Below are 23669 nucleotides of genomic sequence, written 5' to 3'. Positions count from 1 at the left end.
GATGAGTGCATCTGAAATAGGATGGATTATACTGACTTGTGTATTGGGCGTTCAGTTGATGTTTGCAATATGGAACATTTCCTGTCTGCCTAAAGTGCGTTCATTCAACGCAGACGGATTGAAGGACAGGGATATGCTGGTCTCTGTGCTGATTCCTGCCCGCAACGAGAAACTGCACATTCAAGGATGTCTGGAAAGTGTGCTTGCCAGCGATACATCTGGATTTCGGATGGAAGTACTGGTGCTTGATGATCGCTCGGAAGATGAGACCGCAGCTATAGTTCAGTCGATTGCCGATCATGATCCACGTGTGCGCCTGCTGCATGGCGTGGAACTTCCCGTAGGCTGGATGGGAAAATCTCATGCTTGTCACCGACTGGTACAGGAGGCCAAGGGTGAATGGTTTATGTTCGTGGATGCCGATGTGCGCTTAGAACCGGCAGCCATCCGGCAGACTATTGCTGCGGGGTGTGAGCAAGGCGGCGGCCTCGTAACGGGATTCCCTTATCAGGTGACGAAGACCTGGATGGAAAAGCTCGTTGTGCCTATGATGGTGTTCACCATCATCAGTCATCTTCCTATTTTCATGATACGCAGATCATCCAATCCGATGTTTGTAGCCGCTACTGGGGCGTTTTTGCTCATTCATCGTTCCAGTTATAAGGCCTCCGGTGGACATGCTGCAATCCAGGCTGATCTGGTCGATGACATGAGTCTGGCGAAGGCGGTTAAGCGTGCGGGACATCCAGTCATGCTGGCCGATGTTCATGATGTAACGAAAACACGAATGTACCAGAATGGTGCTGAAGTGTGGAACGGGTATAAGAAAAACATGTACGAAGGTATGGGGCGCAAAGATGTGCTGCTTTTAGGCACGATGCTGATGTATACACTGATGTATATTGTGCCTCCCCTCGGTCTGATTATCGGTTTGTTGTCGGGCAATGCTATATCCATCATCTATGGTCTTGTGGGAACCGTGCTCGGGATGGCAGTCAAAAGGGTATCGGATCACGCTGGAGGACAACCCTGGTGGCTTGCTTTCCTGCAACCGATAAGTATGGCCTGTGTCATTGCGATCGGCATCGCTTCCTGGCAGGCAGGCCGTTCCGGCAAGGGGTATGTATGGAAGGGTAGGCGGTACAGTTGAAGGGTAACGTCATTATTATCGGAGCAGGATTTGGAGGTCTATCGTGTGCCATTCGTCTAGCTTCGCAAGGAGTGAGGGTCACCATTCTGGAACGGCAGGAGCGGGTCGGTGGAAAGCTGCAACAGATTGAGCAGGATGGATATCATTTTGACCGGGGGCCAAGTACGATCACGATGCCCGCAAGCTTCCGTTCCGTCTTCGATCACGCTGGTGTGGTGATGGAAGATTATGTGCAGCTATATGAGTTGGAACCTCGTACACGTAATATATTTGCAGATGGAACCGTGGTTGATTTGTCGGGCAATCGAGAGAGGATGAAAGAGCAGATTGCTGCCTACAGCCCGGAGGATGCAGCCCGTTATGATGCATTTATGGACGAGTCTGCAGCGCTGTATTTGGAAGCCAATCGTCATTTTCTTGGAAAGCTGCTGTTGTCGCCTAAGGATAAATATAATCTTCGAATGTTGCGCAGTCTGCTACGTGTACGGCCTACAGTGAAGCTGGATAAATTGCTGCGTTCTTATTTCCAACATCCCCATACCCTTGCGATGTTCGGTCGGTACGCAACCTATGTGGGGTCATCGCCATATCAGGCGCCTTCGATCTTTGCCATGATGGGTCATGTGGAAGCAGAAGAGGGCATCTATGGGGTCAAGGGTGGAACCTATCAACTAATAGAAGCAATGACACGGCTTGCACAGGAAGAAGGGGTGCAGATCGTTACTGGCATCGAAGTCCATCAAATTGTTGTCAGGCATGGTAAAGTGGCAGGCGTGGATACGGATCAGGGCTTCCGGAAAGCCGATCAGGTCGTTGCCAATGGAGATGTGCTTAGCGTCAATCGGCTGCTGCTTGCGCCAGAATATCGCAAACAGATGAGCGATGAGCGAATTCGCAAGTATGAGCCGTCGATTTCGGGGTTCGTGACACTGGCTGGTGTGCGGAGACAGTATGAATCCCTGCTGCACCATACCGTCTTTTTCCCGGAACGGTATGAAGCGGAGTTTGACCATATTTTCCGTGACCGAAAAATGCCTGCCGATCCGACGATCTACATTTGTTATTCCGGTTATTCGGAAGCGGGTATGGCTCCAGCGGGAGCCAGCAATCTTTTCATTCTGGTGAACGCTCCGTATTTGTCGGACTCCTGGCACTGGGATGAGCAGATGGACCGATACGGTGAGTTGGTGTTGGAGAAGCTGGCCGAGCGGGGAATTATGGGATTGAAGCAGTCGGATGTACTGATCCGGTACACGCCACAGCATATAGAACGGGATACCCTCGCCCATCAAGGGTCGATTTACGGCATCTCGTCCAACTCCGTGAAGCAGACCTTCATGCGCCCCGGCAACAAAAGCAAGGATGTACAAGGATTGTGGTACGTGGGTGGAACGACGCATCCGGGCGGCGGAACACCAATTGTGACATTGTCCGGGCAACTTGTTGGAGCGCAGCTTGCATCGGAAATCGTAACGTAAGTTATAGAAGAGATTCATTTAACAGAATGACTTACCCAACCTCCAAATATCTGAGTAGCAAATATGAATTGGACCTCGAAATTCAAGTTATTGTTGGGTTTCGGGGCACCCTTTCCATTGCCGGGCCGGAACGTTATACTGGTAGAGTTGACGCGTTGAGTGGGAATATCATTTATAATATAGATCCAAATCATACCGTTTGTACGTTACATAATAAGAATTAATATTTCTGAGAATCTCTCTGCTGTATCGGGCAAATCCTGAACGGAACCTAGCCCACGCTGGCAATGATCCTGTCCATCAGCACTATTCTCACATAAGGAGGTCTCATCATGAATGAACAAGAGCGAGCCGGCAAACGGCTGCTTCCCGAGGTGGCTACGGGGGAACGGAAGCTGGAGCATGTGCGCCTCTGTCTTGAAGAGAATGTGGCAGGAGAAGGGGTAACCAGCGGAATGGAGCGGTATGCTTTTCGTCATAACCCGTTACCTGAATTGAATTTTGAAGAGGTAAGTCTGGAGACTTCGTTTATTGGTAAAAGGGTTCGTACACCCTTGCTCATCAGTTCGATGACGGGTGGCAGCAAAACAACGGGTGCCATTAATGAGCGGCTTGCCCGTGTGGCAAACGCCCGAGGCTGGGCACTCGGCGTAGGTTCGATTCGGGCTGCCGTGGAACAGCCCGAACTGGCAACCACCTTTGATGTGCGGCGCTGGGCACCGGATATTCCGGTCATCGCGAACCTTGGCGCGGTGCAGCTGAATTACGGCTTCAACACTGCTGATTTCCAGCGGGCCGTTGAGATTGCTGGCGCAGATATGCTGGTGCTGCATTTGAACAGCTTGCAGGAGATTTTCCAGCCCGAAGGCAATAAGGATTTTAGCGGACTACTTCATCGGATCGAGGAGCTGTGCCGTCAATTGGACGTGCCTGTTGGCGTGAAAGAAGTGGGTTTTGGCATCGATGGAGTAACGGCACAGCGATTGTACGAAGCAGGTGTGGCTTTTATCGATGTGGCTGGAGCAGGTGGCACCAGCTGGGTGCAGGTCGAAAAGTTCCGAAATTCGAATCCGGTACGTCGTGCGGCAGCAGAAGCTTTTGCCGACTGGGGCATTCCGACAGCGGAGTGTATTCAGGAAGTGAGAGCGGTAAGCCCGGAAGGTGTTCTGATTGGCAGCGGTGGACTGCACTCAGGCGTTGATGCGGCCAAAGCGCTGGCGCTTGGTGCAGATCTGGCCGGATTCGGCCGATCTCTGCTGGAGTCTGCCGTCGCTTCCGATGATGCGCTGAATGAGCGGTTGGAGCAGGTTGAATTCGAGCTGCGTACCGTCATGTTTGGCATTGGTGCAGGGCGGATCAAGGATTTGAAGCAGACGTCGCGTCTGGTGGAACGGCGTTGAATTCGATTTGGTTTTATGTGAGCTGAGCTAACGAACCTTAGAAAATTAAAAGGGGAACCCCGTCAGATCATGACGAATTGGGGAGCCTCTTTTTGTTGTTTAACGTGGGAGAGAAGGGCTACATACAATCTTCTCTCACGGTTATCGTTTCGTTGGTTACAGTCACATAGGAGTTGCCAGATAAGTATTCGGTATAGCCGCATACCGTTTTGTTATAGGTTTCACCACGGCTGTTCGTAAACTCCAGATAGACGGATCCTTCACCGGAAAGTTGCAGCTGTGGAGCGAACTTCACTTGTTCCCCGCTGGGGACTGCTTTATTTAAGTTGTATATAGTACCCTCATTGTTTGTATTGAACGAGTCAACGCCGCTGCTCACGCGTGCTGTAATATTTGAAAGATCATAGTCGGACTGATTATGAATCGTGATCCTTAAATGTCTGAAGGGGTCCAGCGCCTGGTAAACTATAGAAATAACTAATCCAATGAAGAGAATCACTGTAGATAGGATGATTATTTTCCTTTTTGAAAAGGGACGACGCGTATTCATAAGTAATCTGCTCCTTTCTTTCATATAGATATAAACAGAGTGAGGTAACTAAAAGTTGTATAGGATTTGGCTTGAATTGCATCATGCAGACCATGGTATAACAAGATACAATACTATAGAGTGCAAAAAGATCATACATAGAACACTCAAACTAGGAGGGAAACCAATGGAACTGATCCCCATGAATCAAGAAGAATATGAAAATTTCCGTGTTCGCTCAATTAAAGATTTTGCAGAAGAGAAAGTGGAGGCGGGTACTTGGGCTGCAGAAGAGGCGCAGGGACTTGCGGAGGCATCCTACGACAAATATTTACCTGAAGGGCTGAATACACCTGGTGCGTACCTCTATAATTTGGTGCATGCCGTGGACGGGAATGTGGGTTATATCTGGTTTAACGTTACGGATAACCGCCGTGGCAAAGACGCTTTTTTGCTGGATATTGTGGTCGAAGAAGCCTATCGGGGTAAGGGTTACGGTACAGAGACGATGGAGGCGCTTGAAAAGGAAGCCTTGAGCCTTGGCGTGGATCGCATTGGTCTGCATGTCTTTGGACATAATGTGCGGGCAAGCAGCCTGTATCGCAAGATGGGGTATGAGGTAACGGATCTGACGATGTACAAGGAAATCAAAGGGTAAAACTAAAATCGGATAATTTAAGTCAAACGTATGATCTACGCAAAACGAATCATCCGCAGTAACCAGGGATTTGGGGAAGCGGATGGCGCTCTGGTCGAATTGGCGAAGTTCCTTGATGCCTTGGGGTTTGTCATATATAATGTATAGGATTATCCATACCGAACAAGTAATCAATGAGGAGTTGTCATATACATGGCTTTGAAAGCTGGAATCGTGGGCCTGCCAAACGTTGGTAAATCCACACTGTTTAACGCAATTACACAAGCTGGTGCTGAATCGGCAAACTATCCGTTCTGTACGATTGACCCTAACGTGGGGATCGTTGAAGTACCGGACGAGCGTTTGGACAAATTGACAGAACTCGTTGTACCGAAAAAAACGGTACCAACGGCGTTTGAATTTGTAGATATCGCAGGTCTTGTTCGCGGTGCGAGCAAAGGCGAAGGTCTTGGTAACAAGTTCCTTGCACACATTCGTGAAGTAGACGCAATTGTACACGTGGTACGCTGCTTTGTAGACGAGAATATCACACATGTTGATGGCAAAATTGATCCGGTAAGCGACATCCAAACGATCAATCTGGAGCTGATCCTGGCCGATATCGAGAGTGTTGAGAAAAAAATCGATCGCTCCAAGAAAAACATGAAGGGCGGCAACAAGTCAGCTGCTCAGGAAGTGGAAGTACTGGAGAAAGTGAAGGCTGTTCTGTACGAAGACAAGCCAGCACGCAGCATGGAGCTTACGGACGAAGAGCGACTGATCGTGCGCGATCTGCATTTGCTTACCCTGAAGCCTGTTCTGTACGCAGCCAATGTAGCTGAGGACGAAATCGGTGATGTGGCGAACAATGCTTATGTGCAAAAAGTAAGAGAATTCGCAGCTGCTGAAAATGCAGAAGTGGTGCCGATTAGTGCGAAAGTGGAAGAAGAGATCTCGGAGCTGGAAGGCGAAGATAAACAAATGTTCCTGGAAGAACTCGGTATCGAGGATTCCGGTCTGAACCTGTTGATCAAAGCTGCTTACAAATTGCTGGGTCTGTACACGTACTTCACAGCAGGCGTACAGGAAGTTCGTGCTTGGACGATCCGTAAGGGTACAAAAGCACCTGGCGCAGCGGGTGTCATTCACACCGACTTCGAGCGCGGATTCATCCGTGCAGAGGTTGTTTCCTACGACGATCTGGTTGCTGCCGGTTCCATGAACGGTGCGAAAGAACGCGGACAACTTCGTCTCGAAGGTAAAGAGTATGTTGTAAGCGACGGCGATGTTATGCATTTCCGCTTCAACGTCTAATCTGGATAATCTAGATAAGAAAACATACTTGAATATACGAGTATAACAGCTCTGTCGTCTTCTAATGAAGATGGCAGGGCTTTTTACATATTGCAAAAAAATTCTCAATGAGCTTAAGGCATTCGACAATAAATTTGTCTGTATATCCTGTACATTTACTGGATTGTTTACTCGCTCTGGATATAATAAAAGGAAGAAGGCTCATGGGAGATGAGCTCTTATACTCTTATAGCGGTTGCAAATCAATCTGGTTGCTTAAAATAAAGTAAATCAAAATTTGGATGCAGCTGCTGCAAACAGTTGCTATTCAGGAGCATAAGAATATGCTATAATTAAGAGTCGTATACCTATGTTAAATTTCTCGCTCAGCTTAATGAGTTGAAGCGGGTTTGACACCGGGTACGCGATTTCTTTTATATAACTTAAAAGTAAAGGATTTGATGACGTTGTAGCGATGTTATACGTCGATCATAAAATGAATGTTACGGTCAGGGATTTCTGAGAACTCCGTGCCTTGTGAAATATAAATGGTCTGATAACGCATGAATGAATTGAATGCCTATCGGAATCGAATGAATCGAATGAACGTTGAAATGCTGGAACGAAAATAATGCGTGAGGTGACTATACATGTTTGATAAATTACAGGCGTTAGCCGACCGTTACGAGAAACTCAGCGAGCTGCTGTGTGACCCGGATGTAGCAAGTGACAACAAGAAGCTGCGGGAATATTCCAAAGAGCAATCGGATCTGCAGCCTACCTATGAAGCATACAATGAGTACAAACAAGTGAGCCAGGATCTCGAAGCTGCGAAAGAAATGCAGGGCGAGAAGCTGGACGACGAGATGCGTGAAATGGTCAAAATGGAAATTGATGAACTGAGTACTCGCCAGAAAGAACTGGACGATCTGATTCGTGTTCTCATGCTGCCCAAAGACCCGAATGATGATAAAAACGTCATCGTAGAAATTCGTGGTGCAGCTGGTGGGGATGAAGCGGCGCTGTTTGCAGCGGATCTCTATCGGATGTACACACGTTATGCCGATACGCAAGGCTGGCGCGTGGAACTGATGGACGTTAACACAAATGATTTGGGCGGATTCAAAGAGGTCGTATTCCTCATTAATGGACGCGGCGCGTACAGCAAAATGAAATACGAAAGTGGCGCACACCGTGTGCAACGTATTCCTACAACGGAATCCGGCGGTCGGATTCATACGTCTACTTCGACAGTAGCCGTTATGCCTGAAGCCGAAGATTTCGATATTGAAATCCATGATAAAGATATCCGTGTAGATACGTTCTGTTCCAGTGGTGCCGGTGGACAATCGGTTAATACCACGAAATCGGCTGTACGGGTAACTCACGTTCCAACGGGAATTGTGGCTACGTGTCAGGATGGTAAATCCCAGAACTCGAATAAGGAAAAAGCATTGCAGGTTCTGCGTACGCGTATCTTCGATATGATGCGTCAGGAAGAAGAAGCGAAAATTTCGAGTGAACGGAAGAGCAAAGTGGGTACAGGTGACCGCAGTGAGCGGATTCGTACCTATAATTTCCCACAAAGCCGTGTTACGGATCACCGTATCGGATTGACGATGCACAAGCTGGATCAAATCATGAATGGTGAGATTGCTGATATCGTGTCTGCACTTACGATTGCCGAGCAGACGGATATGATGGATAGAGGAGAATAATGCTGTGACCCGCGCGCAGTTTGTCATGACGCCGGAACAGAGTTGTCGGGAAGCCTTCGTGGAGGCTTCCTCTTTTTTGGAGAAGTGCGGCGTGTACGAGCCGCACAACAATGCCCGGCTGCTGCTGGAACATGTACTCGGCCGCGAAGGGGCCGCGTACTATATGATGCAGCTGGAGCCCTTTCCCAGCGAGCTTCGCAACCGCTGGGAAGACGCCGTCACGCGCAAGGCTGCGGGTGAGCCGGCGCAGTACATTATCGGCAGCCAGGAATTCTACGGGCTGCCGTTCGAGGTCACGCCGGCCGTGCTGATCCCGCGGCCGGAGACCGAGTTGCTGGTCGAGGCTGTGCTGCGCGAAGCCGACCGCGTGTTTCCCGGCGGCTCTCCGCTCGCCGTCGACATTGGCACGGGCAGCGGGGCCATCGCAGTGACGATGGCTTCGCAGCGCCCGCACTGGCAGGTAGGCGCCGGAGATATCTCGGCGGCTGCCCTGCAAGTGGCCGCGCGGAACGCGGCCGCGAACGGGGTACAGATCGACTTCCGTGAAGGCGATCTGCTGGCCCCGTTCGCCGGGGCACGGGTGGACATCCTGGTGTCCAACCCGCCTTACATCCCGGCGGCAGATATCGCCGGGTTGCAGCCCGAGGTGCGCGATCATGAGCCGCGCACGGCACTGGACGGCGGCCCCGATGGGCTGGGGCCGTACCGCATCATGCTGGAGCAGCTGGTGCTGCTGCCTGCACCGCCGCAGATCATCGGTTTTGAGCTGGGCCAGGGTCAGGCTGGGGACATCGCAGCTCTGCTTGAATCGGCCGGATATTGGCCGGAGATTATCGTCGTGCCGGACCTTGCAGGCATAGAACGGCATGTACTGGGTGTTCGTACTTCGGAACAGGTGACGAAAATGTAAGGTTCCACGGGTTTTCTTTTTGCCGTGAAATCCTCTACAATGAGATATACCGAAGATTGCTGAATGCTTGGAGGAACATAACTACATGCTGCATAAATTCAAAAAAATAGACTATTCGATTGTTTTTATATTGCTCATACTGATGGCTATTAGTATTTTGTCGATTTATAGTACCACCTTCGGCAGACCAAAGCTGGAGGGACTCACGAAAAGTGCAGTGATGTATTATATTTTGGGCTTCGTGGTCTTTTTTGGGATGTCGATGATCAACTACAAATTCATTATCAAAAATTATTTGTATATCTATGGCGTGGGTATGCTGCTGCTCATTTTCGTTATGTTCTTTGGTAAAGAATATTATGGCGCCAAAGGTTGGCTATCCATATTCGGAGTCAGTTTGCAGCCTGCTGAATTGTTCAAGTTATGCCTGATTGTTTTTTTATCGGCCTTTTTAGCCAGAAAAAAGAATCGTCCGCTTTATTTTGGACGTGATGTCATTCCGATCTCACTCTGTGTACTGCCGCCATTACTACTCGTATTACTTCAAAATGACTTGGGGAATGCGTTAAGTTATGTGGTCATTCTTGTGGGGCTATTATGGATTGGTAATATTAAATTTACTCATGCCCTTATTGGTTTTATTATCGCTGTGGCTGCTTTTATCGGTGGTATACAGGCTTATATTCATTATCACGATGAGATTGTCAAATTTCTGAAGGATGTTGGACGTTCGCACTGGGCAGATCGTTTCGATCCATGGCTTGTGCCGGATTTGACCTCAAGAGATGTTCTCTGGCAGACGTATAACGCGAAGCTTGCAATTGGTTCTGGCGGCATTACGGGAAAAGGGTATTTGGAAGGAACAACGATTCAGTCGAATCGGGTGCCACTGGCATATGCCGATTCGATCTTTGTACAGATTGGGGAGGAATTCGGTTTTATAGGTGCATCCGTGTTGCTGCTACTGTACTTTATTCTTATTCACAGGCTTGTGCTGATTGCGTTGGAATGTAAGGACAGGGCAGGGCCATATCTGATTGTCGGTATTATAGCGATGCTGCTCTACCAGATTTTTGTTAATATCGGTCCGTTCATTGGTCTGATGCCGCTGACTGGGATTACCTTGCCGTTTATTAGTTCGGGTGGTACCTCAATTATGATCAACATGATCAGTATGGGGATTGTGATGAGTATCAAGGTTCACACGGAAGAGAACGAGGATATCCTTGGTTCCGCAGAACAACCAGGCATTACAGAACTGGTCATGAAGCTAGTTAGACGCAAATCAACGCAACAGGAGCAATAGTCTTTATCCTTGGACAGACTCTTTGCAAATGAATACGATATAAGTTAACCCTGAAATCAACAGATCGGAGCAAGACAGATCTGTGGGTTTCAGGGTTTTTCGTTGTTTTGTTTGACGGATTTCCATTTTCTCTTCCAATTCTATACAATGGTAATATTAAAGACTAATGGAAATAATTAATGGGTATTGAGCCTCAGGGGGATACGTGGGAACATGCTGAGAATGCTGAAGAAGATGGACGGGGTTATTCTGTTTGTGTTGCTGCTGCTTATGGTCATGAGTGTATTTACGGTGTACAGTGCGATTCAGTCCGATCCGAAATTGGGCAATCATCATATCAAAACCTTGCAGTTTTACGGAATTGGATTCGTAGCCCTCATTGGTATTGGATTGGTCAATTATAAACTGTATATCCAATATGCGTTTTATATTTACGGGTTTGGGATTGTCCTGTTGATTCTTGTTAATTTCATAGGGGGCACGATCAATAATGCGAATGGCTGGATAAAGATTAATGATTATCTTTCTTTTCAACCTGCAGAGTTGTTTAAAATGATCTTGATTCTGTTTCTGGCTCATGTATTGGTAAAAAGAAAAAATTCTACGCTTCGTTTCTGGAAAGACATCGTTCCTATTGGTTTATGGACGTTCGTTCCCTTTGCACTCGTAATGATTCAGAATGATCTGGGCAACGCCCTTGGATACATCGTGATTCTGGCCGCTGTGTTATGGATAGGGAATATCAAGTTGTCGCATGCACTAATTGCTCTTGCCATTGTGGGGATAACCTTTTTTGGATTCGTCAAAGCATATACGTCATATCACGATGAGATTTTTACCTTTCTGGAAAAGGCGAACCGGGAGCACTGGGCCGAGCGAATTGATCCTTGGCTTGTACCGGATAAAGCAACGTCGAAAGCTTCCTGGCATACGAAAAATGCGGGTCTCGCCATAGGCTCGGGAGGCATAACAGGCAAAGGCTACATGCAAGGCACATCTGTTCAATCGGGGCGTGTACCGTATACATATTCGGATTCCATTTTTGTGGTCATTGCCGAGGAGTTTGGTTTTGTAGGTGGATCTGTTCTGCTCTTAATGTATTTTATCCTCATTCATCGTATGGTGTTAATCGCTTTACACTGTAGAGACCGGGCGGGACCTGTCGTGATTGTGGGGATTATCGGCATGTTGTTATATCAGGTGTTTGAAAATATTGGTGCTTTCCTTGGGCTGATGCCGCTTACGGGCATTACGCTGCCATTTATCAGCTATGGAGGCACCTCGTTGCTCATTAATATGGCATGTATCGGGCTGGTGATGAGCATTAAATTGTATGGCCAGGAAGAAGAGGACGAGCTTCTTATAGGTGAACAACGACCTACCTTACTGGAACGTTTATGGAGTATGGTCAAAAAGGAAAAGACAACAGCGTAATCTTGAAGTTTGGTATGATTCATCTCTGCTATGGACATCCAGCTTCTCATTAAGAGGGGGGGAGTATGTTATAGAGCAGTAAGTGATTTGTTTGTTATTCCGATCTTTGCCTGCGGCAGTCAGGTGAAGGTCTTTTTTTTTGTTAAAAAAGCATGGCGATCTTTGGAACTTTGAATGAATGCCAAATTTAAATTTTATTGACAAATATTTCAATTCTGTATTATCCTAATTTTAACTAGATTATATACGTATTTTACCCGCCTTACTTACACTCTAGACGTCAGACAGTAATCAATACTTTTGAAAGTGGGTTATCAACCTACTCCTCATCCATGCAACCAGTCATGCCAATGATGAATGTAATTGTAATTTCGTTGGTGTACTTCTTCCCTAGATTATCAAAATTGTTCAGCGACAAATTTCCTTTGATATCCCATTGCCCTTCAGCTCAACGTACTATGATCCTTTTTGAGTTAGCCTATTTTTTCTGCGAATCTATGTATTCCATCCACGAATGTTCAGCGGCTCAGATTCCTTTTTCTTTAAATGAAATCGATTACATTTGATTGTAAACGCTTCCTTTATTTCGAGTCTGATTGGAACAGAAAGGGTGGAAAAGCGATGTGGATCAACAAACATAGCCTTTCAGCGGCATTAACGAGAGAAGCAGCAGGGAGTACAGGGCGTGATCCTCCTGCTAACCAAAACGTAAGGCTACTGCTGAATTCCTAAAATTAAAACCCAAAGGAGAGTTAAGTGATGAACCTAAATCGAGTTGGTACGATCCCTTCATTTGTAAAAGTGTTCATGCTCTTGTTTTTATCTTTTGCACTAACCGTTTCAACATTTGCTATCGGACCGGCGAAACAAGCTGAGGCAGCTCCTCTTCCAAAGAAAATTATTGCTTATGTGGCTGGTTGGGCCAATTGGACCGCGAATGATATCAAGGCAGAACAGCTCTCTCATATCAATTACTCCTTTGCACTCATCTCTAACGGCAAAGCAACCATTACAAACTCGGATCGTACCAAACTGCAACTTATGGTTGGACTGAAATCCAGAAACCCTGATCTGAAGGTGATATTGTCTGTTGGTGGCTGGGGAGCTAACGGTTTTTCAGACGCAGCGCTAACAGACGCCTCACGTACAACCTTTGCCGATAGCATTGTGCAGTTGGTAACCTCCAATAATATGGATGGTGTCGATCTGGATTGGGAATATCCGACCAACCCTGCTGCCGGTACAACTGCACGGCCGCAAGATAAACAAAATTTCACACAACTGCTCTCGAAGGTGCGTGAGAAGCTGAATGCTCAAGGACAAGTGAATGGCAAACAATATCTGCTGACCATTGCCGCCGGAGCGAGCAGCAGTTATCTGAACGGTGTGGAAATCAATAATATCACGCCTCTACTCGATTGGATCAATCTGATGACTTACGATTTTCATGGAACCTGGGACGCAACCACAGGTCATCATACGAATCTGTCCGGAAGAGATATTAGTGTAACGTCTGCGGTCAATCTGTTCAGAAATAGCGGTGTTCCCGCGAATAAACTGGTTATTGGCGGAGCCTTTTACGGCCGGGCTTGGACTGGTGTCCAGAATTCGAACAATGGTCTGGACAGGCCAGCTTCGGGTGGTTTTGAACCCGACTACAACACTATTGTCAGCCAATATTTGAATAAAAACGGGTATACACGGTACTGGGACAGCAGTGCCCAAGCTCCTTATCTGTTTAATGGGAATACCTTTATCTCCTATGACGACCCGCAATCGCTCAGCCTGAAGGTGCAATATGTGAAAAACAGCAATCTGGGTGGCATCATGTTCTGGGAGTACAGCAATGACCGCTCAGGTGCGCTGCTTCAAGCCGTATATTCGGAGGTTACGGGTGGGGGCACGGTGCAGCCTCCGAATCCAAGTGGATACAACTATCTGGTTGCTCAAGCCAATCAGCAAATCATCTCTGCCGAGAATCAAGGCAATGACCAGCTTGTCGCCAATCGGACGACGGCAGGAGACTGGGAGCTTTTTGAATGGATCACGAACTCCGATGGAACGGTGTCCCTCAAGTCCAAAATCAATAATAAATATGTCACAGCGGATGTTAATATGGGTGGTGCCCTGATCGCCAAAGCCACAACCATTCAGCAATGGGAGAAGTTCAATCGTGTGGATTTGGGTGATGGAACAATCGCGTTGCAGGCACTCGCCAATAACCTGTATGTGACCTGTGATCTGAATAATGGCGGTAAGCTTGTAGCGAGCCGCAATTCGGTTGGCGGGGCTTGGGAAGCTTTTCGGGTGAATAAGTAACCGAGAAGCCGAGAAGCAAGGGCATCCATACAGCATGCTAATTGGAATATCAAGGGTAGGTTAGAGTTTTAGATTTATCAAAGAAGTGCCAGCCGACAAGCGTTCCATAGGCAGGCGCTTCTTTGATTTTCGTCATACATAAAGCGAACTAACAGTCCTTTCGTTTTAAGTATTACCCGCCTATTAAAATTTTAGTAGATTTGTAATCTAGCAGGTTTACTTCCGTCTCTTCCGGGCATACTGATAGACATGAGAGAGTTACAGGGATCATGATCACGGGAGCCGAGGGGGAGAACGGAATGAGCAGAAGAATCGTGAAACAAATTGGACTTATAATTGTATGTCTTATGATGATTATTATGATGTGGGAAGGTCAGAAAACCGATGCAGCTGTGGCGGCCACAGCGATTCCGGAACAATCCATTCGCTTGCGCATTCTGGCAAACTCGGATGCAGCGGGAGATCAGTTGGTCAAACGCGAGATTCGGGACGCCGTCGTTGCCCAAATGAATGGGTGGGTAACCGAACTGGAGAATCCGCAAAGTCTGGAAGAAGCGCGTGGGGTCATCCGTCAGCATTTATCTGAAATAGAGGATCGTGTAGGAGAAGAGCTTGCCAATCGTGGCTTAACCTATTCATATCAGGTGGAACTTGGGGTTGTTCCGTTTCCAACCAAATTATATGGGGGTACCGTATATCCGGCTGGAGATTACGAAGCAGTGCGGATAACACTGGGAAAAGGTGAGGGACAAAACTGGTGGTGTGTGTTGTTTCCACCATTATGCTTCATAGATGCAGGAACAGGTGATGCGCTGGCGAAGCCTGCAACAGCATCTGCAGCTGCCGTAGAGCCTGGGGACGCACAAGCATCTGTGCAGGCAGCTACACCAGAAGCGCGTTTCTTCCTGTGGGATATGGCGGTCAAATTGTGGGATTGGGTGACGGGATTGTTTGCATAACTGTATAACATGCTGCTGGATATAAGCTTTATCAGGGGACTTCGATTCATGGAAGTGCGCTTTTGTTTTATCATAGGCTTGAGTCAAAGATCGCATGATGTTAATCGCTGGGAAGATTCAGACCGCATCCTTGGGCAGAGCAGATATGTTATAATTATAGGAATCAGAAAACATAAGCGAAGAAGGCATCTCGGAAGCGGAATGTCTTGCATTAACTACCCTACTGAAGTTTAGGAATGATGGATATATGACGAGAGAGAACGAGCAATTGCATCAGTCTTCCATGAAAGGCATGGAGAACGATGAAAGTACAGAGAAAATGGTTACAAGTATGTGGGATGTCAATGTACTGGTAACCAATGAGAACAAGAATGACGTGGAAAAAGGGAGCGCGTATAAACAGGCTCTTGCTGACTTACAGGATGCCGCAGCCTGTCTTCGTCAAGGACAGACCGTGGCATTCCCAACCGAGACGGTATACGGTCTGGGCGCAGACGCTCGCAGTACAGCTGCGGTGGAAGCTGTATTTGCAGCCAAGGGGAGGCCTTCAGATAATCCGCTGATTGTGCATATTGCACAGCGTGACCAGTTGGATTCACTGGTCACGGAAGTGAATGGCACAGCGGAGGCGCTGATGACGGCCTTCTGGCCGGGGCCGCTAACGCTTGTGCTGCCGGTTAGGCCAGGGGCGGTATCCCCGCGGGTTACCGCCGGCTTGGACACGGTGGCCGTGCGGATGCCGGACCATCCGGTGGCCTTGCAGTTGATCGCGGCGGCGGAATGCCCGGTCGCCGCGCCGAGCGCCAACCGCTCCGGGCGACCAAGCCCGACCCTCGCAGCACATGTGCGCGAGGATCTGGCAGGCCGCATCGGCGGCATCGTGGACGGCGGCCCCACCGGGGTGGGCGTCGAGTCCACGGTGGTGCAGGTCGGTGACGACGGTACCGTCACCATCCTGCGCCCTGGCGGCATTACGGCGGAACAGCTGTCCGCCGTTGCCGCCCGTGTCGCCACGGACCCCGCGCTGCTCGCCGAGGGGCCCGGTGGCGATGACAGCCCGGCGCCGCGCTCGCCGGGCATGAAGTACACGCACTACGCGCCCACAGGTGCGCTGTGCGTGGTGGAGGGGCCGCCCGCAGCGGTGGCGGCCTGGATCAGCGCCGCCCTCGCAGAGGCGGCGCAGCGCGGGGAGCGCACCGCGGTGCTGGCGTTCGCCGAGCACGTGGAGCAGTACCGCGCCGATGCCGTGTTCTCGCTGGGCGAAGCCAGCGAGCTGGAGGAAGCAGCGCGCCGGCTGTACGCCGCGCTGCGCAGCTGCGATGAGCAGGGGGCCACATATATTGTGGCTGAAGCCTGCTCACGCGAAGGACTGGGAGCAGCCGTCATGAACCGGCTGCTCAAGGCGGCAGGTCACCGACTCATTCAGGTCGGTAACCGATAGCTCCCTTTTTCCATAATATCGCTAGAATATTTCCCTCTGGCACCCGTCCTCTAGTTACGACTAGCAAATCCATTTTTTTGAGCTGGGATTGCAAAATGTCTTCTCAGGTTATGTTTATGTCCTTGTCCGCATAAGGTGTACAAGAACCTTTACGTGACTTGGGGGTATGGGGATGTGGGATGTGTCTGCCCATGTAGGGCAGTTGGTAACCATTTTGATTATGGCCGTCGCTCTCGGACTCGACGCGTTCTCACTCGGCATCGGGATTGGCATGAAGGGCATTCGTATGAGAGACGTATTGCGAATCAGTACCGTAACGGCCCTGTTTCACATCATCATGCCGCTCATCGGCATGTATACGGGCAAATATGTCAGTTCCTTACTTGGTGACATTACGACGTATGCAGCTGGCGGTCTGCTGGTCCTGCTCGGCGCCCATATGATCTTGAACGCTTTCCGGGAGGGAGATACCAAACTGGTGGATCATCGATCTTTGCTCGGTGTGATACTGTTCTCACTGAGTGTCAGTGTGGATTCGTTTTCCGTTGGAGTCTCGCTCGGCATGTTCAGCAGTGACTTGGTGTTAACAGTACTGGCTTTTGGTGTTTGTGGTGGAGCGATGTCCGTCATGGGTCTGATGTTGGGACGGCGTGTGAGCCAGAACATGGGGGATTACGGAGAAGCGGTCGGCGGAGCGATCTTGCTCGCTTTTGGACTTTTGTTTATATTTTAAAAAACGACGTTAACCATAATTACAGCCTAGTGCAGTCTTCAATATATAATTAAGAGTTTCATTGGTTCAGATGGAGTTTCAAACATGATTCGACAACATTTGCAAAATGGGGAGGCTAACCACAATGAAACATATTTTGTTTGTATGTACAGGGAATACATGTCGCAGCCCCATGGCGGAGGGACTTTTACGTAAACTGGCGTCTGAGCGGGGCATTCAGGTGGACGTTCGTTCCGCGGGTGTAGCCGCAACTACGGGCATGCCGATTTCCCGTCATGCGGAGGCCGTATTAAGGGATCACAACGTTGAGGGACCCCCTCATTCGACGCTCTTGAGCTCTAACCTGGTCGGTTGGGCTGATCTGATCCTTACGTTGACACGCAGTCATAAACAGCATGTTATGCAGGTTTTTCCTGACTCTATACACAAGACGTATACTTTGAAAGAGTATGTGGAAAATGACGAACAAGTCCTGAATGACCTTCAGGAATTGGACAGCCTGTTTGCGACATTGGAAATGAAACGTGCGCTAGGTCAGGAGATTTTGGCATCTGAACGTGAGCGGGCGATCGAGATCAGACAACGCATACCGAGCTTTGATATTTCGGACCCGTTTGGCGGCAGTCGCGACGATTACAACATCGCTGCGGCAGAGATTCGGACTGCGCTCGACAGACTTTTGGACAAGCTGGAGTAATTGGATTTGTTTAATCATTCCCAGCTACCGATGGATTTCCATATAAAAACGTACACGGGATGTAAATTACCCGTTGATTTTAAACGCAGGTTGTTTTATGATGAATGGGAAAACAGGGATCCGGTGTAACTGGCGACGAAGTGGGCATAACCACGATGGAGCACCGGAACAAACGGCCGGTCGCCTGGGCAAAAGAGCAATTCTGCGTTACCCGCAGACTGCTCTTTTTTTCGTCTTTCATCTGATTATTCGCTATAATAGTACCTGAAATGCCATGCAAGAATATTAAGGGCAGCCAAGAGGAAGCCGGGCATGATTTTATCGGGAGGCGATAGGATGACTATTGAGTTAGATTCGGAACAACCCGGATTGCATGAACAGACTGCATCCATTCTGCGTGAACTGGCGCTTGCCGGACAGCTTGGACCTGGACAGATCGTGGTGATCGGTACAAGTACAAGTGAAGTTGCAGGCAAACGGATTGGTACAAGCGGTGCGGTTGAAGTGGCGCAGCAGCTTCTTGCGGGTATACGCGAGGTGCAGCAGGAGTTCGGTTTTGATGTTGTATTCCAATGCTGTGAGCATCTGAACCGGGCACTGGTTATGGAGCGTTCATTGCTTACACGTCTTGGATTGACTGAGGTTGGTGCAGTACCCGTGCCCAAAGCAGGCGGTTCCATGGCATCCGCAGCGTATCGTTCGCTGACCGATCCTTGCCTGGCTGAACATGTGCAGGCCCATGCGGGACTGGATATTGGGGAGACGATGATTGGCATGCACTTGCGGCATGTGGCAGTACCCTTCCGAACAGCACTCCGCTACATCGGTGATGCCCGAGTAACTACAGCACTGACCCGTCCGAAGTTGATTGGCGGCGAGCGTGCAGTGTATCGTATGGAAGAGCAACCAGATTCGACATTTTGTGACTGATATCTTCAACCTATTTAAAGCCAAATTAGACTTTACACGAAAACGGAGAGTGCAACACCAATCTGAAGAAGCAAAGCGTTCGCCTTTATCCCCGGATTTCCCCCTTATTATAAGGGAGTTCAGAAAAATCTGGGGATAACAGCGATCGGAAGATGGTGATGCAATCGAAGTCAGGAGTGTAACCACTGTAGTTTCGCTTTATAACTTCACTTATAACTGGGAGGAATTTAATCATGGAACAATTGCGCAAGAATGACCCGGCAGTACTGGAAGCGATGAATCTTGAACTGAAACGTCAACAAAACAACATTGAGCTGATCGCGTCCGAGAACATCGTAAGCGAAGCGGTTATTGAGGCAATGGGATCTGTACTTACTAACAAGTACGCTGAAGGATATCCAGGCAAACGTTACTACGGTGGTTGTGAGCATGTGGATATCGTAGAAGATATCGCGCGTGATCGTGCCAAAGAATTGTTTGGAGCAGAACATGTGAATGTTCAACCTCACTCCGGTGCACAAGCGAACATGGCAGTATACCTTGCGGCTCTGAAACCAGGTGATACTGTGCTTGGTATGAACCTTGCGCATGGCGGACACCTCACACATGGTAGCCCGGTTAATGCTTCCGGTTTGCTGTACAATTTCGTAGCTTACGGTGTACAAGAAGATACATTCCTGATTGATTATGATGAAGTGCGCAAAGCGGCTTTTAAACATCGCCCTCGTATGATCGTTGCAGGTGCAAGTGCATATCCGCGTATCATTGATTTTGAAAAGCTTGCTTCCATCGCTAATGATGTAGGTGCTTTGTTCATGGTGGATATGGCTCACATTGCAGGACTGGTAGCTGCAGGCTTGCATCCAAGCCCGGTTCCACATGCGCATTTCGTAACGACAACAACTCACAAAACGCTGCGTGGACCTCGTGGTGGTATGATTTTGTGCCGCAAAGCTTGGGCAGCAGCGATTGATAAAGCGGTATTCCCTGGTTCCCAAGGTGGACCTCTGATGCACGTGATTGCTTCCAAAGCGGTAGCATTCGGTGAAGCACTGCAACCTTCGTTCAAAACGTATGCACAAAACGTGGTAAAAAATGCACAAGTATTGGCTGAAACGCTGATTGCTGAAGGATTGAACATCGTATCCGGCGGTACAGACAACCACTTGATGCTGATCGACACACGCAGCGTGAATATCACAGGTAAAGAAGCCGAGCATGTACTTGATTCCATCGGTATTACCGTGAACAAAAATGCAATTCCGTTTGACCCAACTAGCCCGTTTGTAACGAGCGGTATCCGTATCGGTACACCTGCAGCTACTTCCCGTGGTATGAACGAAGAAGCGATGGTAGCTATTGGTAAGATCATTGCGAAAACATTGAAAAACCCTAAAGATACAGCTAAATTGGACGAAGCCCGTGCTGAAGTAACGGCACTTACGGACCAATTCCCGCTCTACACTGACCTTAAATACTAAAAACTTGCTCATGGTGTTTGTATTTGAGATGTTCTTATGTAAACACTCAGACGGAGCAAACCGAAAGAACCTGAAGAAGCGTAGCGCTCGCCTTTATCACCGGAATTCCACCATTTATTTATGGATCAAAATAATTCTGGGGATAACAGCGATCAGAAGGTCATTCGGTTTGCGGAGCTTCATAGTGTTTACACATTTTTAACATTCAACTGACATAACAGCGAGAGCAAAAAGGACCGGAAGACTCATTTTTCCGGTCCTATTTTTATAGGATTCGGTTTTCTGTAATGATTAAGTGCCCTTTGATGGTGTAATTCGGTGTAGGTGATGATATAATATACAGGATTTATCGGGCCTATGAATGATGATTAGGCATATTTGGTAATGCTGAACATGAAGAACATACCGGAGGGACAAATTAGATGGGAAAATTAGTAATATGTGATCACCCTTTGATTCAACACAAACTGACGTTTATACGCGACATGCGTACGAATACGAAAGATTTTCGTGAATTGGTGGATGAAGTGGCTACACTGATGGCTTATGAGATTACAAGAGATGTTGAGCTGGAAACTATTGATGTACAGACACCAGTAGCTGAAACACAAGGAAAAGTCATTTCCGGACGTATGCTTGGGCTGGTGCCGATTTTGCGTGCGGGCCTTGGGATGCTGGATGGTGTTGTCAAATTGCTGCCGGCGGCAAAAGTTGGACATGTAGGTTTGTTCCGTGACCCGGAAACACTGCAACCTGTTGAATACTACACCAAGCTGCCTACGGACGTGACAGAGCGTCAGTTGATTGTCATCGACCCGATGCTGGCAACTGGCGGTTCTGCCATTGCTGCTATTGACGTGCTCAAAAAACGCGGCTGCACGCAAATCAAAATGATGAACCTGGTTGCAGCTCCTGAAGGAGTAAAAGCTGTTCAGGATGCGCATCCGGATGTAGACATTTACGTTGCTGCACTGGACGATCGTCTGGATGATCACGGCTATATCGTTCCCGGACTGGGAGATGCAGGAGACCGTCTATACGGCACTAAATAAGCATATCGCATGCTTTGTAAGAGGTTGTTCAAAAAGTCCAATTTTGATTACGAAGGATGCCCAAGGGCATCATCGACATCGAATATGAAATTCAGTCGAAATGTCCGTTGCTCACGTAGTTTTCCCTACGCTCCGCTACTCCATTTCTACCTTCATTCCATATTCTTGGTACTGAAAACCGGACTTTTTGAACATGAACTTATAGAAAAGGGGCTTTGCTTCAATGTCCAAGAAAATTAAAGTCATGACGATATTCGGGGTGCGCCCGGAAGCCATCAAGATGGCTCCGCTTATTTTGGAACTGCAGAAACATCCCGAATCTATTGAATCGATCGTTTGCGTTACTGCACAGCATCGTCAGATGCTGGATCAGGTTCTTGAAGTATTCGATATTCATCCAGACTACGATCTGGATGTGATGAAAGATCGCCAGACGTTGAATGAAATTACGATTCGTGTGCTGGGAGGCCTGGAGCCGGTTTTGCGTGAAGCAAAGCCGGATATCGTGTTGGTTCACGGTGATACGCTGACAACGTTTGTAGCCAGCTATGCTGCGTTCCTGCAGCAGATTCAGGTGGGGCATGTGGAAGCAGGTCTTCGCACGTGGAACAAGCTCTCTCCATACCCGGAAGAAATGAACCGTCAGTTAACCGGTGTGCTTGCTGACTTGCATTTTGCACCGACGGACTGGTCTTCTTCTAACCTTGCCAAAGAAAATAAATCGGAGTCTAGTACGTATGTCACAGGCAACACGGTAACAGATGTGTTTCAATATACAGTACGGCAGGATTACACACATCCGGTACTAGATTGGGCACAGGGCAAGCGTCTTGTGCTGATGACAGCTCACCGCCGTGAATCCCAAGGCGAGCCTCACCGTAACATTTTCCAGGCCGTCAAACGGATTGCCGACGAGTTTGAGGATATTGCCATCGTGTATCCGGTACATCTAAGTCCTGCTGTGAAGGAGCCGGCTCACGCGATTTTGGGGAATCACCCCCGTATTCAACTTATTGATCCACTAGACGTGGTGGATTTGCATAACTTTTACCCGCATACTCACTTGATTTTGACAGATTCAGGAGGTTTGCAGGAAGAAGCGCCTTCGTTTGGTGTGCCTGTTCTCGTCCTTCGGGATACAACGGAGCGTCCGGAAGGAATTGAGGCTGGAACACTGGAGCTGGTGGGTACCGAAGAGGAACGTGTATATGAGCGCACCAAAGCTCTGCTTACAGACGAAACACTGTATGCAAGCATGAGTCAGGCTGCCAATCCTTATGGTGATGGACATGCTTCAGAAAGAATTGTCAATGCGATTTTGCATCATTTTGGTGTGAATAGTGAACGTCCGGAATCATTTCACAGAAAATTCAAAAAATAATTCATTTTTTCTAACGGATTATTAAAGGGTACAGCATACAGTTAAACTGTACGGTTTACGCGGGTTTATGGGCTCTGAGGGCCTGTATTCCCGTCGTTTTCCCCTTTAAAACGCTAAAATCATTCAATTGACAAAGGCTCTCATCATTCAGTAAAATTAACTGGGATTGCAAGGGTGGCGTGGAAAATGGCCGATTCGAACAAACCAAATTCATCCCGTAACCATGACGATAATGTATGGAAAGCGATGGGGCTCGTGACAGCTTTTGGAATCGAGATTGCCATTCTCGCTGTTGCCGGATATTACGTTGGCTCCTGGGTGGACAAGACCATCGGGGGTAGCGGAATATGGATCGCCGTAAGCGTTCTCTTTTTTTTGGCAGCAGGCGGCGTAAGCATCTACTTTATCGCGAAAAAATTCATGGGGGAAAGTGATGAGTGAACTAACCAGATACCGCAGATGGATGACTGTTTTCATCATGTACTTTCTTATGATTTGTTTTCTAGCAGCGGCCTTTCTGCCCCGTGTGGAAACAATAGCTTTGGGACTGGCCCTAGGAACGGTGATCAGTTGGATCAACGCGTCTTATCTGGGTCGCAAAGTCAGGAGAATGTTGGATGGTGCAGCGGAAGGAAACCTTAAGCGTGTGAACCTGGGATTTTTGACTAGAGCAGCTCTCGCAGTACTCGCTGTTTTCGTGGCGATGCAGTATCCGCAATACTTCAATTTATATGCGGTTGTAGTTGGCTTGGTCATAGCGCAATTTTCCTTACTATTTATAGGGATATTGTTGTCCCGCAAAGCAGACTCATAGAGGTGCT

General features: G+C 48.3%; 21 protein-coding genes and 1 riboswitch. Of the genes, 20 read left to right on the top strand and 1 reads right to left on the bottom strand.

The genetic code is table 11. The features are described from left to right. Position 1 precedes the first annotated feature (1 nt). From BLV50_RS16545 to fni, 3 genes are all read left to right on the top strand, one after another. On the top strand, positions 2 to 1150 hold the full coding sequence (locus BLV50_RS16545; protein WP_090808930.1) for a glycosyltransferase family 2 protein: 1149 nt from the start codon (positions 2 to 4) through the stop codon (positions 1148 to 1150). After that, positions 1147 to 2628 (top strand): phytoene desaturase family protein, encoded by a 1482-nt coding sequence (locus BLV50_RS16540; protein ID WP_090808928.1) that lies wholly within the window; start codon positions 1147 to 1149, stop codon positions 2626 to 2628. The genes BLV50_RS16545 and BLV50_RS16540 overlap by 4 nt, the downstream gene beginning before the upstream one ends. Positions 2629 to 2960: 332 nt before the next feature. Then, positions 2961 to 4028 carry a type 2 isopentenyl-diphosphate Delta-isomerase gene (gene fni / locus BLV50_RS16535; RefSeq protein WP_090808926.1) on the top strand — a complete coding sequence of 356 codons (1068 nt, stop codon included), beginning with the start codon at positions 2961 to 2963 and terminating at the stop codon, positions 4026 to 4028. A 118-nt stretch (positions 4029 to 4146) separates the two neighbouring features. Here fni and BLV50_RS16530 read toward each other — a convergent pair whose 3' ends face one another. Further along, a complete protein-coding gene (locus BLV50_RS16530; protein WP_218135405.1) occupies positions 4147 to 4527 on the bottom strand; it encodes a hypothetical protein in 381 nt (126 codons plus the stop codon). A gap of 217 nt (positions 4528 to 4744) precedes the next feature. Here BLV50_RS16530 and BLV50_RS16525 point away from each other — a divergent pair, with 217 nt between their 5' ends. From BLV50_RS16525 to BLV50_RS16445, 17 genes are all read left to right on the top strand, one after another. Then, the gene (locus BLV50_RS16525) at positions 4745 to 5215 is read left to right on the top strand and encodes a GNAT family N-acetyltransferase (protein WP_072733632.1); all 471 of its coding nucleotides are present in this window, start codon (positions 4745 to 4747) and stop codon (positions 5213 to 5215) included. A 192-nt stretch (positions 5216 to 5407) separates the two neighbouring features. Continuing rightward, the gene (ychF, locus tag BLV50_RS16520; RefSeq protein ID WP_063566964.1) at positions 5408 to 6508 is read left to right on the top strand and encodes a redox-regulated ATPase YchF; all 1101 of its coding nucleotides are present in this window, start codon (positions 5408 to 5410) and stop codon (positions 6506 to 6508) included. 629 nt (positions 6509 to 7137) lie between these two features. Continuing rightward, a complete protein-coding gene (gene prfA, locus BLV50_RS16515) occupies positions 7138 to 8205 on the top strand; it encodes a peptide chain release factor 1 (protein WP_063566965.1) in 1068 nt (355 codons plus the stop codon). A gap of 25 nt (positions 8206 to 8230) precedes the next feature. Beyond that, positions 8231 to 9115 (top strand): peptide chain release factor N(5)-glutamine methyltransferase, encoded by an 885-nt coding sequence (gene prmC / locus BLV50_RS16510; protein ID WP_090809418.1) that lies wholly within the window; start codon positions 8231 to 8233, stop codon positions 9113 to 9115. An 85-nt stretch (positions 9116 to 9200) separates the two neighbouring features. Further along, positions 9201 to 10421: an FtsW/RodA/SpoVE family cell cycle protein gene (locus BLV50_RS16505; RefSeq protein WP_072733630.1), complete on the top strand. Its 1221-nt coding sequence runs from the start codon at positions 9201 to 9203 to the stop codon at positions 10419 to 10421. Between the two features lie 213 nt (positions 10422 to 10634). Next, positions 10635 to 11855: an FtsW/RodA/SpoVE family cell cycle protein gene (locus BLV50_RS16500; protein ID WP_063568411.1), complete on the top strand. Its 1221-nt coding sequence runs from the start codon at positions 10635 to 10637 to the stop codon at positions 11853 to 11855. Between the two features lie 759 nt (positions 11856 to 12614). Continuing rightward, the gene (locus BLV50_RS16495; RefSeq protein WP_256337975.1) at positions 12615 to 14174 is read left to right on the top strand and encodes a glycosyl hydrolase family 18 protein; all 1560 of its coding nucleotides are present in this window, start codon (positions 12615 to 12617) and stop codon (positions 14172 to 14174) included. Between the two features lie 299 nt (positions 14175 to 14473). Then, complete coding sequence (gene spoIIR / locus BLV50_RS16490) at positions 14474 to 15133, top strand: stage II sporulation protein R (protein ID WP_079695631.1); 660 nt, start codon at positions 14474 to 14476, stop codon at positions 15131 to 15133. Between the two features lie 331 nt (positions 15134 to 15464). Then, positions 15465 to 16574 carry an L-threonylcarbamoyladenylate synthase gene (locus BLV50_RS16485; protein WP_371129268.1) on the top strand — a complete coding sequence of 370 codons (1110 nt, stop codon included), beginning with the start codon at positions 15465 to 15467 and terminating at the stop codon, positions 16572 to 16574. Between the two features lie 172 nt (positions 16575 to 16746). Next, positions 16747 to 17307, top strand: coding sequence for a manganese efflux pump MntP (locus BLV50_RS16480; protein WP_063568347.1), 561 nt, complete (start codon positions 16747 to 16749; stop codon positions 17305 to 17307). Positions 17308 to 17431: 124 nt separating this feature from the next. Continuing rightward, positions 17432 to 18004, top strand: coding sequence for a low molecular weight protein arginine phosphatase (locus BLV50_RS16475; protein WP_090808922.1), 573 nt, complete (start codon positions 17432 to 17434; stop codon positions 18002 to 18004). 115 nt (positions 18005 to 18119) lie between these two features. Then, positions 18120 to 18201: riboswitch (ZMP/ZTP riboswitch) on the top strand. 139 nt (positions 18202 to 18340) lie between these two features. Continuing rightward, entirely contained in the window at positions 18341 to 18934 is a 594-nt protein-coding gene (locus BLV50_RS16470; protein ID WP_063568349.1) for a TIGR01440 family protein, read from the top strand. 233 nt (positions 18935 to 19167) lie between these two features. Continuing rightward, positions 19168 to 20415: a serine hydroxymethyltransferase gene (glyA, locus tag BLV50_RS16465; RefSeq protein WP_162842473.1), complete on the top strand. Its 1248-nt coding sequence runs from the start codon at positions 19168 to 19170 to the stop codon at positions 20413 to 20415. Between the two features lie 422 nt (positions 20416 to 20837). After that, a complete protein-coding gene (gene upp, locus BLV50_RS16460) occupies positions 20838 to 21467 on the top strand; it encodes a uracil phosphoribosyltransferase (protein WP_053782842.1) in 630 nt (209 codons plus the stop codon). 223 nt (positions 21468 to 21690) lie between these two features. Continuing rightward, on the top strand, positions 21691 to 22848 hold the full coding sequence (wecB, locus tag BLV50_RS16455; RefSeq protein ID WP_072733625.1) for a non-hydrolyzing UDP-N-acetylglucosamine 2-epimerase: 1158 nt from the start codon (positions 21691 to 21693) through the stop codon (positions 22846 to 22848). 186 nt (positions 22849 to 23034) lie between these two features. Beyond that, the gene (locus BLV50_RS16450; RefSeq protein WP_063568352.1) at positions 23035 to 23289 is read left to right on the top strand and encodes an AtpZ/AtpI family protein; all 255 of its coding nucleotides are present in this window, start codon (positions 23035 to 23037) and stop codon (positions 23287 to 23289) included. Then, entirely contained in the window at positions 23282 to 23662 is a 381-nt protein-coding gene (locus BLV50_RS16445) for an ATP synthase subunit I (protein WP_063568353.1), read from the top strand. Before BLV50_RS16450 ends, BLV50_RS16445 begins: the two co-directional genes overlap by 8 nt. Positions 23663 to 23669 lie beyond the last annotated feature (7 nt).

This window comes from Paenibacillus sp. 276b (assembly GCF_900107875.1).
Classification (GTDB): domain Bacteria; phylum Bacillota; class Bacilli; order Paenibacillales; family Paenibacillaceae; genus Paenibacillus; species Paenibacillus marchantiae.
Note: the sequence above shows the minus strand (reverse complement) of the source record. Positions and strands in the feature narration are given on the sequence as shown.

Coding starts and splice junctions, on each gene's coding strand:
- BLV50_RS16545 (WP_090808930.1), top strand. CDS start 2: ATGAGTGCATCTGAAATAGGATGGATTATACTGACTTGTGTATTGGGC.
- fni (WP_090808926.1), top strand. CDS start 2,961: ATGAATGAACAAGAGCGAGCCGGCAAACGGCTGCTTCCCGAGGTGGCT.
- BLV50_RS16525 (WP_072733632.1), top strand. CDS start 4,745: ATGGAACTGATCCCCATGAATCAAGAAGAATATGAAAATTTCCGTGTT.
- ychF (WP_063566964.1), top strand. CDS start 5,408: ATGGCTTTGAAAGCTGGAATCGTGGGCCTGCCAAACGTTGGTAAATCC.
- prfA (WP_063566965.1), top strand. CDS start 7,138: ATGTTTGATAAATTACAGGCGTTAGCCGACCGTTACGAGAAACTCAGC.
- prmC (WP_090809418.1), top strand. CDS start 8,231: ATGACGCCGGAACAGAGTTGTCGGGAAGCCTTCGTGGAGGCTTCCTCT.
- BLV50_RS16505 (WP_072733630.1), top strand. CDS start 9,201: ATGCTGCATAAATTCAAAAAAATAGACTATTCGATTGTTTTTATATTG.
- BLV50_RS16500 (WP_063568411.1), top strand. CDS start 10,635: ATGCTGAGAATGCTGAAGAAGATGGACGGGGTTATTCTGTTTGTGTTG.
- BLV50_RS16495 (WP_256337975.1), top strand. CDS start 12,615: ATGAACCTAAATCGAGTTGGTACGATCCCTTCATTTGTAAAAGTGTTC.
- spoIIR (WP_079695631.1), top strand. CDS start 14,474: ATGAGCAGAAGAATCGTGAAACAAATTGGACTTATAATTGTATGTCTT.
- BLV50_RS16485 (WP_371129268.1), top strand. CDS start 15,465: ATGTGGGATGTCAATGTACTGGTAACCAATGAGAACAAGAATGACGTG.
- BLV50_RS16480 (WP_063568347.1), top strand. CDS start 16,747: ATGTGGGATGTGTCTGCCCATGTAGGGCAGTTGGTAACCATTTTGATT.
- BLV50_RS16475 (WP_090808922.1), top strand. CDS start 17,432: ATGAAACATATTTTGTTTGTATGTACAGGGAATACATGTCGCAGCCCC.
- BLV50_RS16470 (WP_063568349.1), top strand. CDS start 18,341: ATGACTATTGAGTTAGATTCGGAACAACCCGGATTGCATGAACAGACT.
- glyA (WP_162842473.1), top strand. CDS start 19,168: ATGGAACAATTGCGCAAGAATGACCCGGCAGTACTGGAAGCGATGAAT.
- upp (WP_053782842.1), top strand. CDS start 20,838: ATGGGAAAATTAGTAATATGTGATCACCCTTTGATTCAACACAAACTG.
- wecB (WP_072733625.1), top strand. CDS start 21,691: ATGTCCAAGAAAATTAAAGTCATGACGATATTCGGGGTGCGCCCGGAA.
- BLV50_RS16450 (WP_063568352.1), top strand. CDS start 23,035: ATGGCCGATTCGAACAAACCAAATTCATCCCGTAACCATGACGATAAT.
- BLV50_RS16445 (WP_063568353.1), top strand. CDS start 23,282: ATGAGTGAACTAACCAGATACCGCAGATGGATGACTGTTTTCATCATG.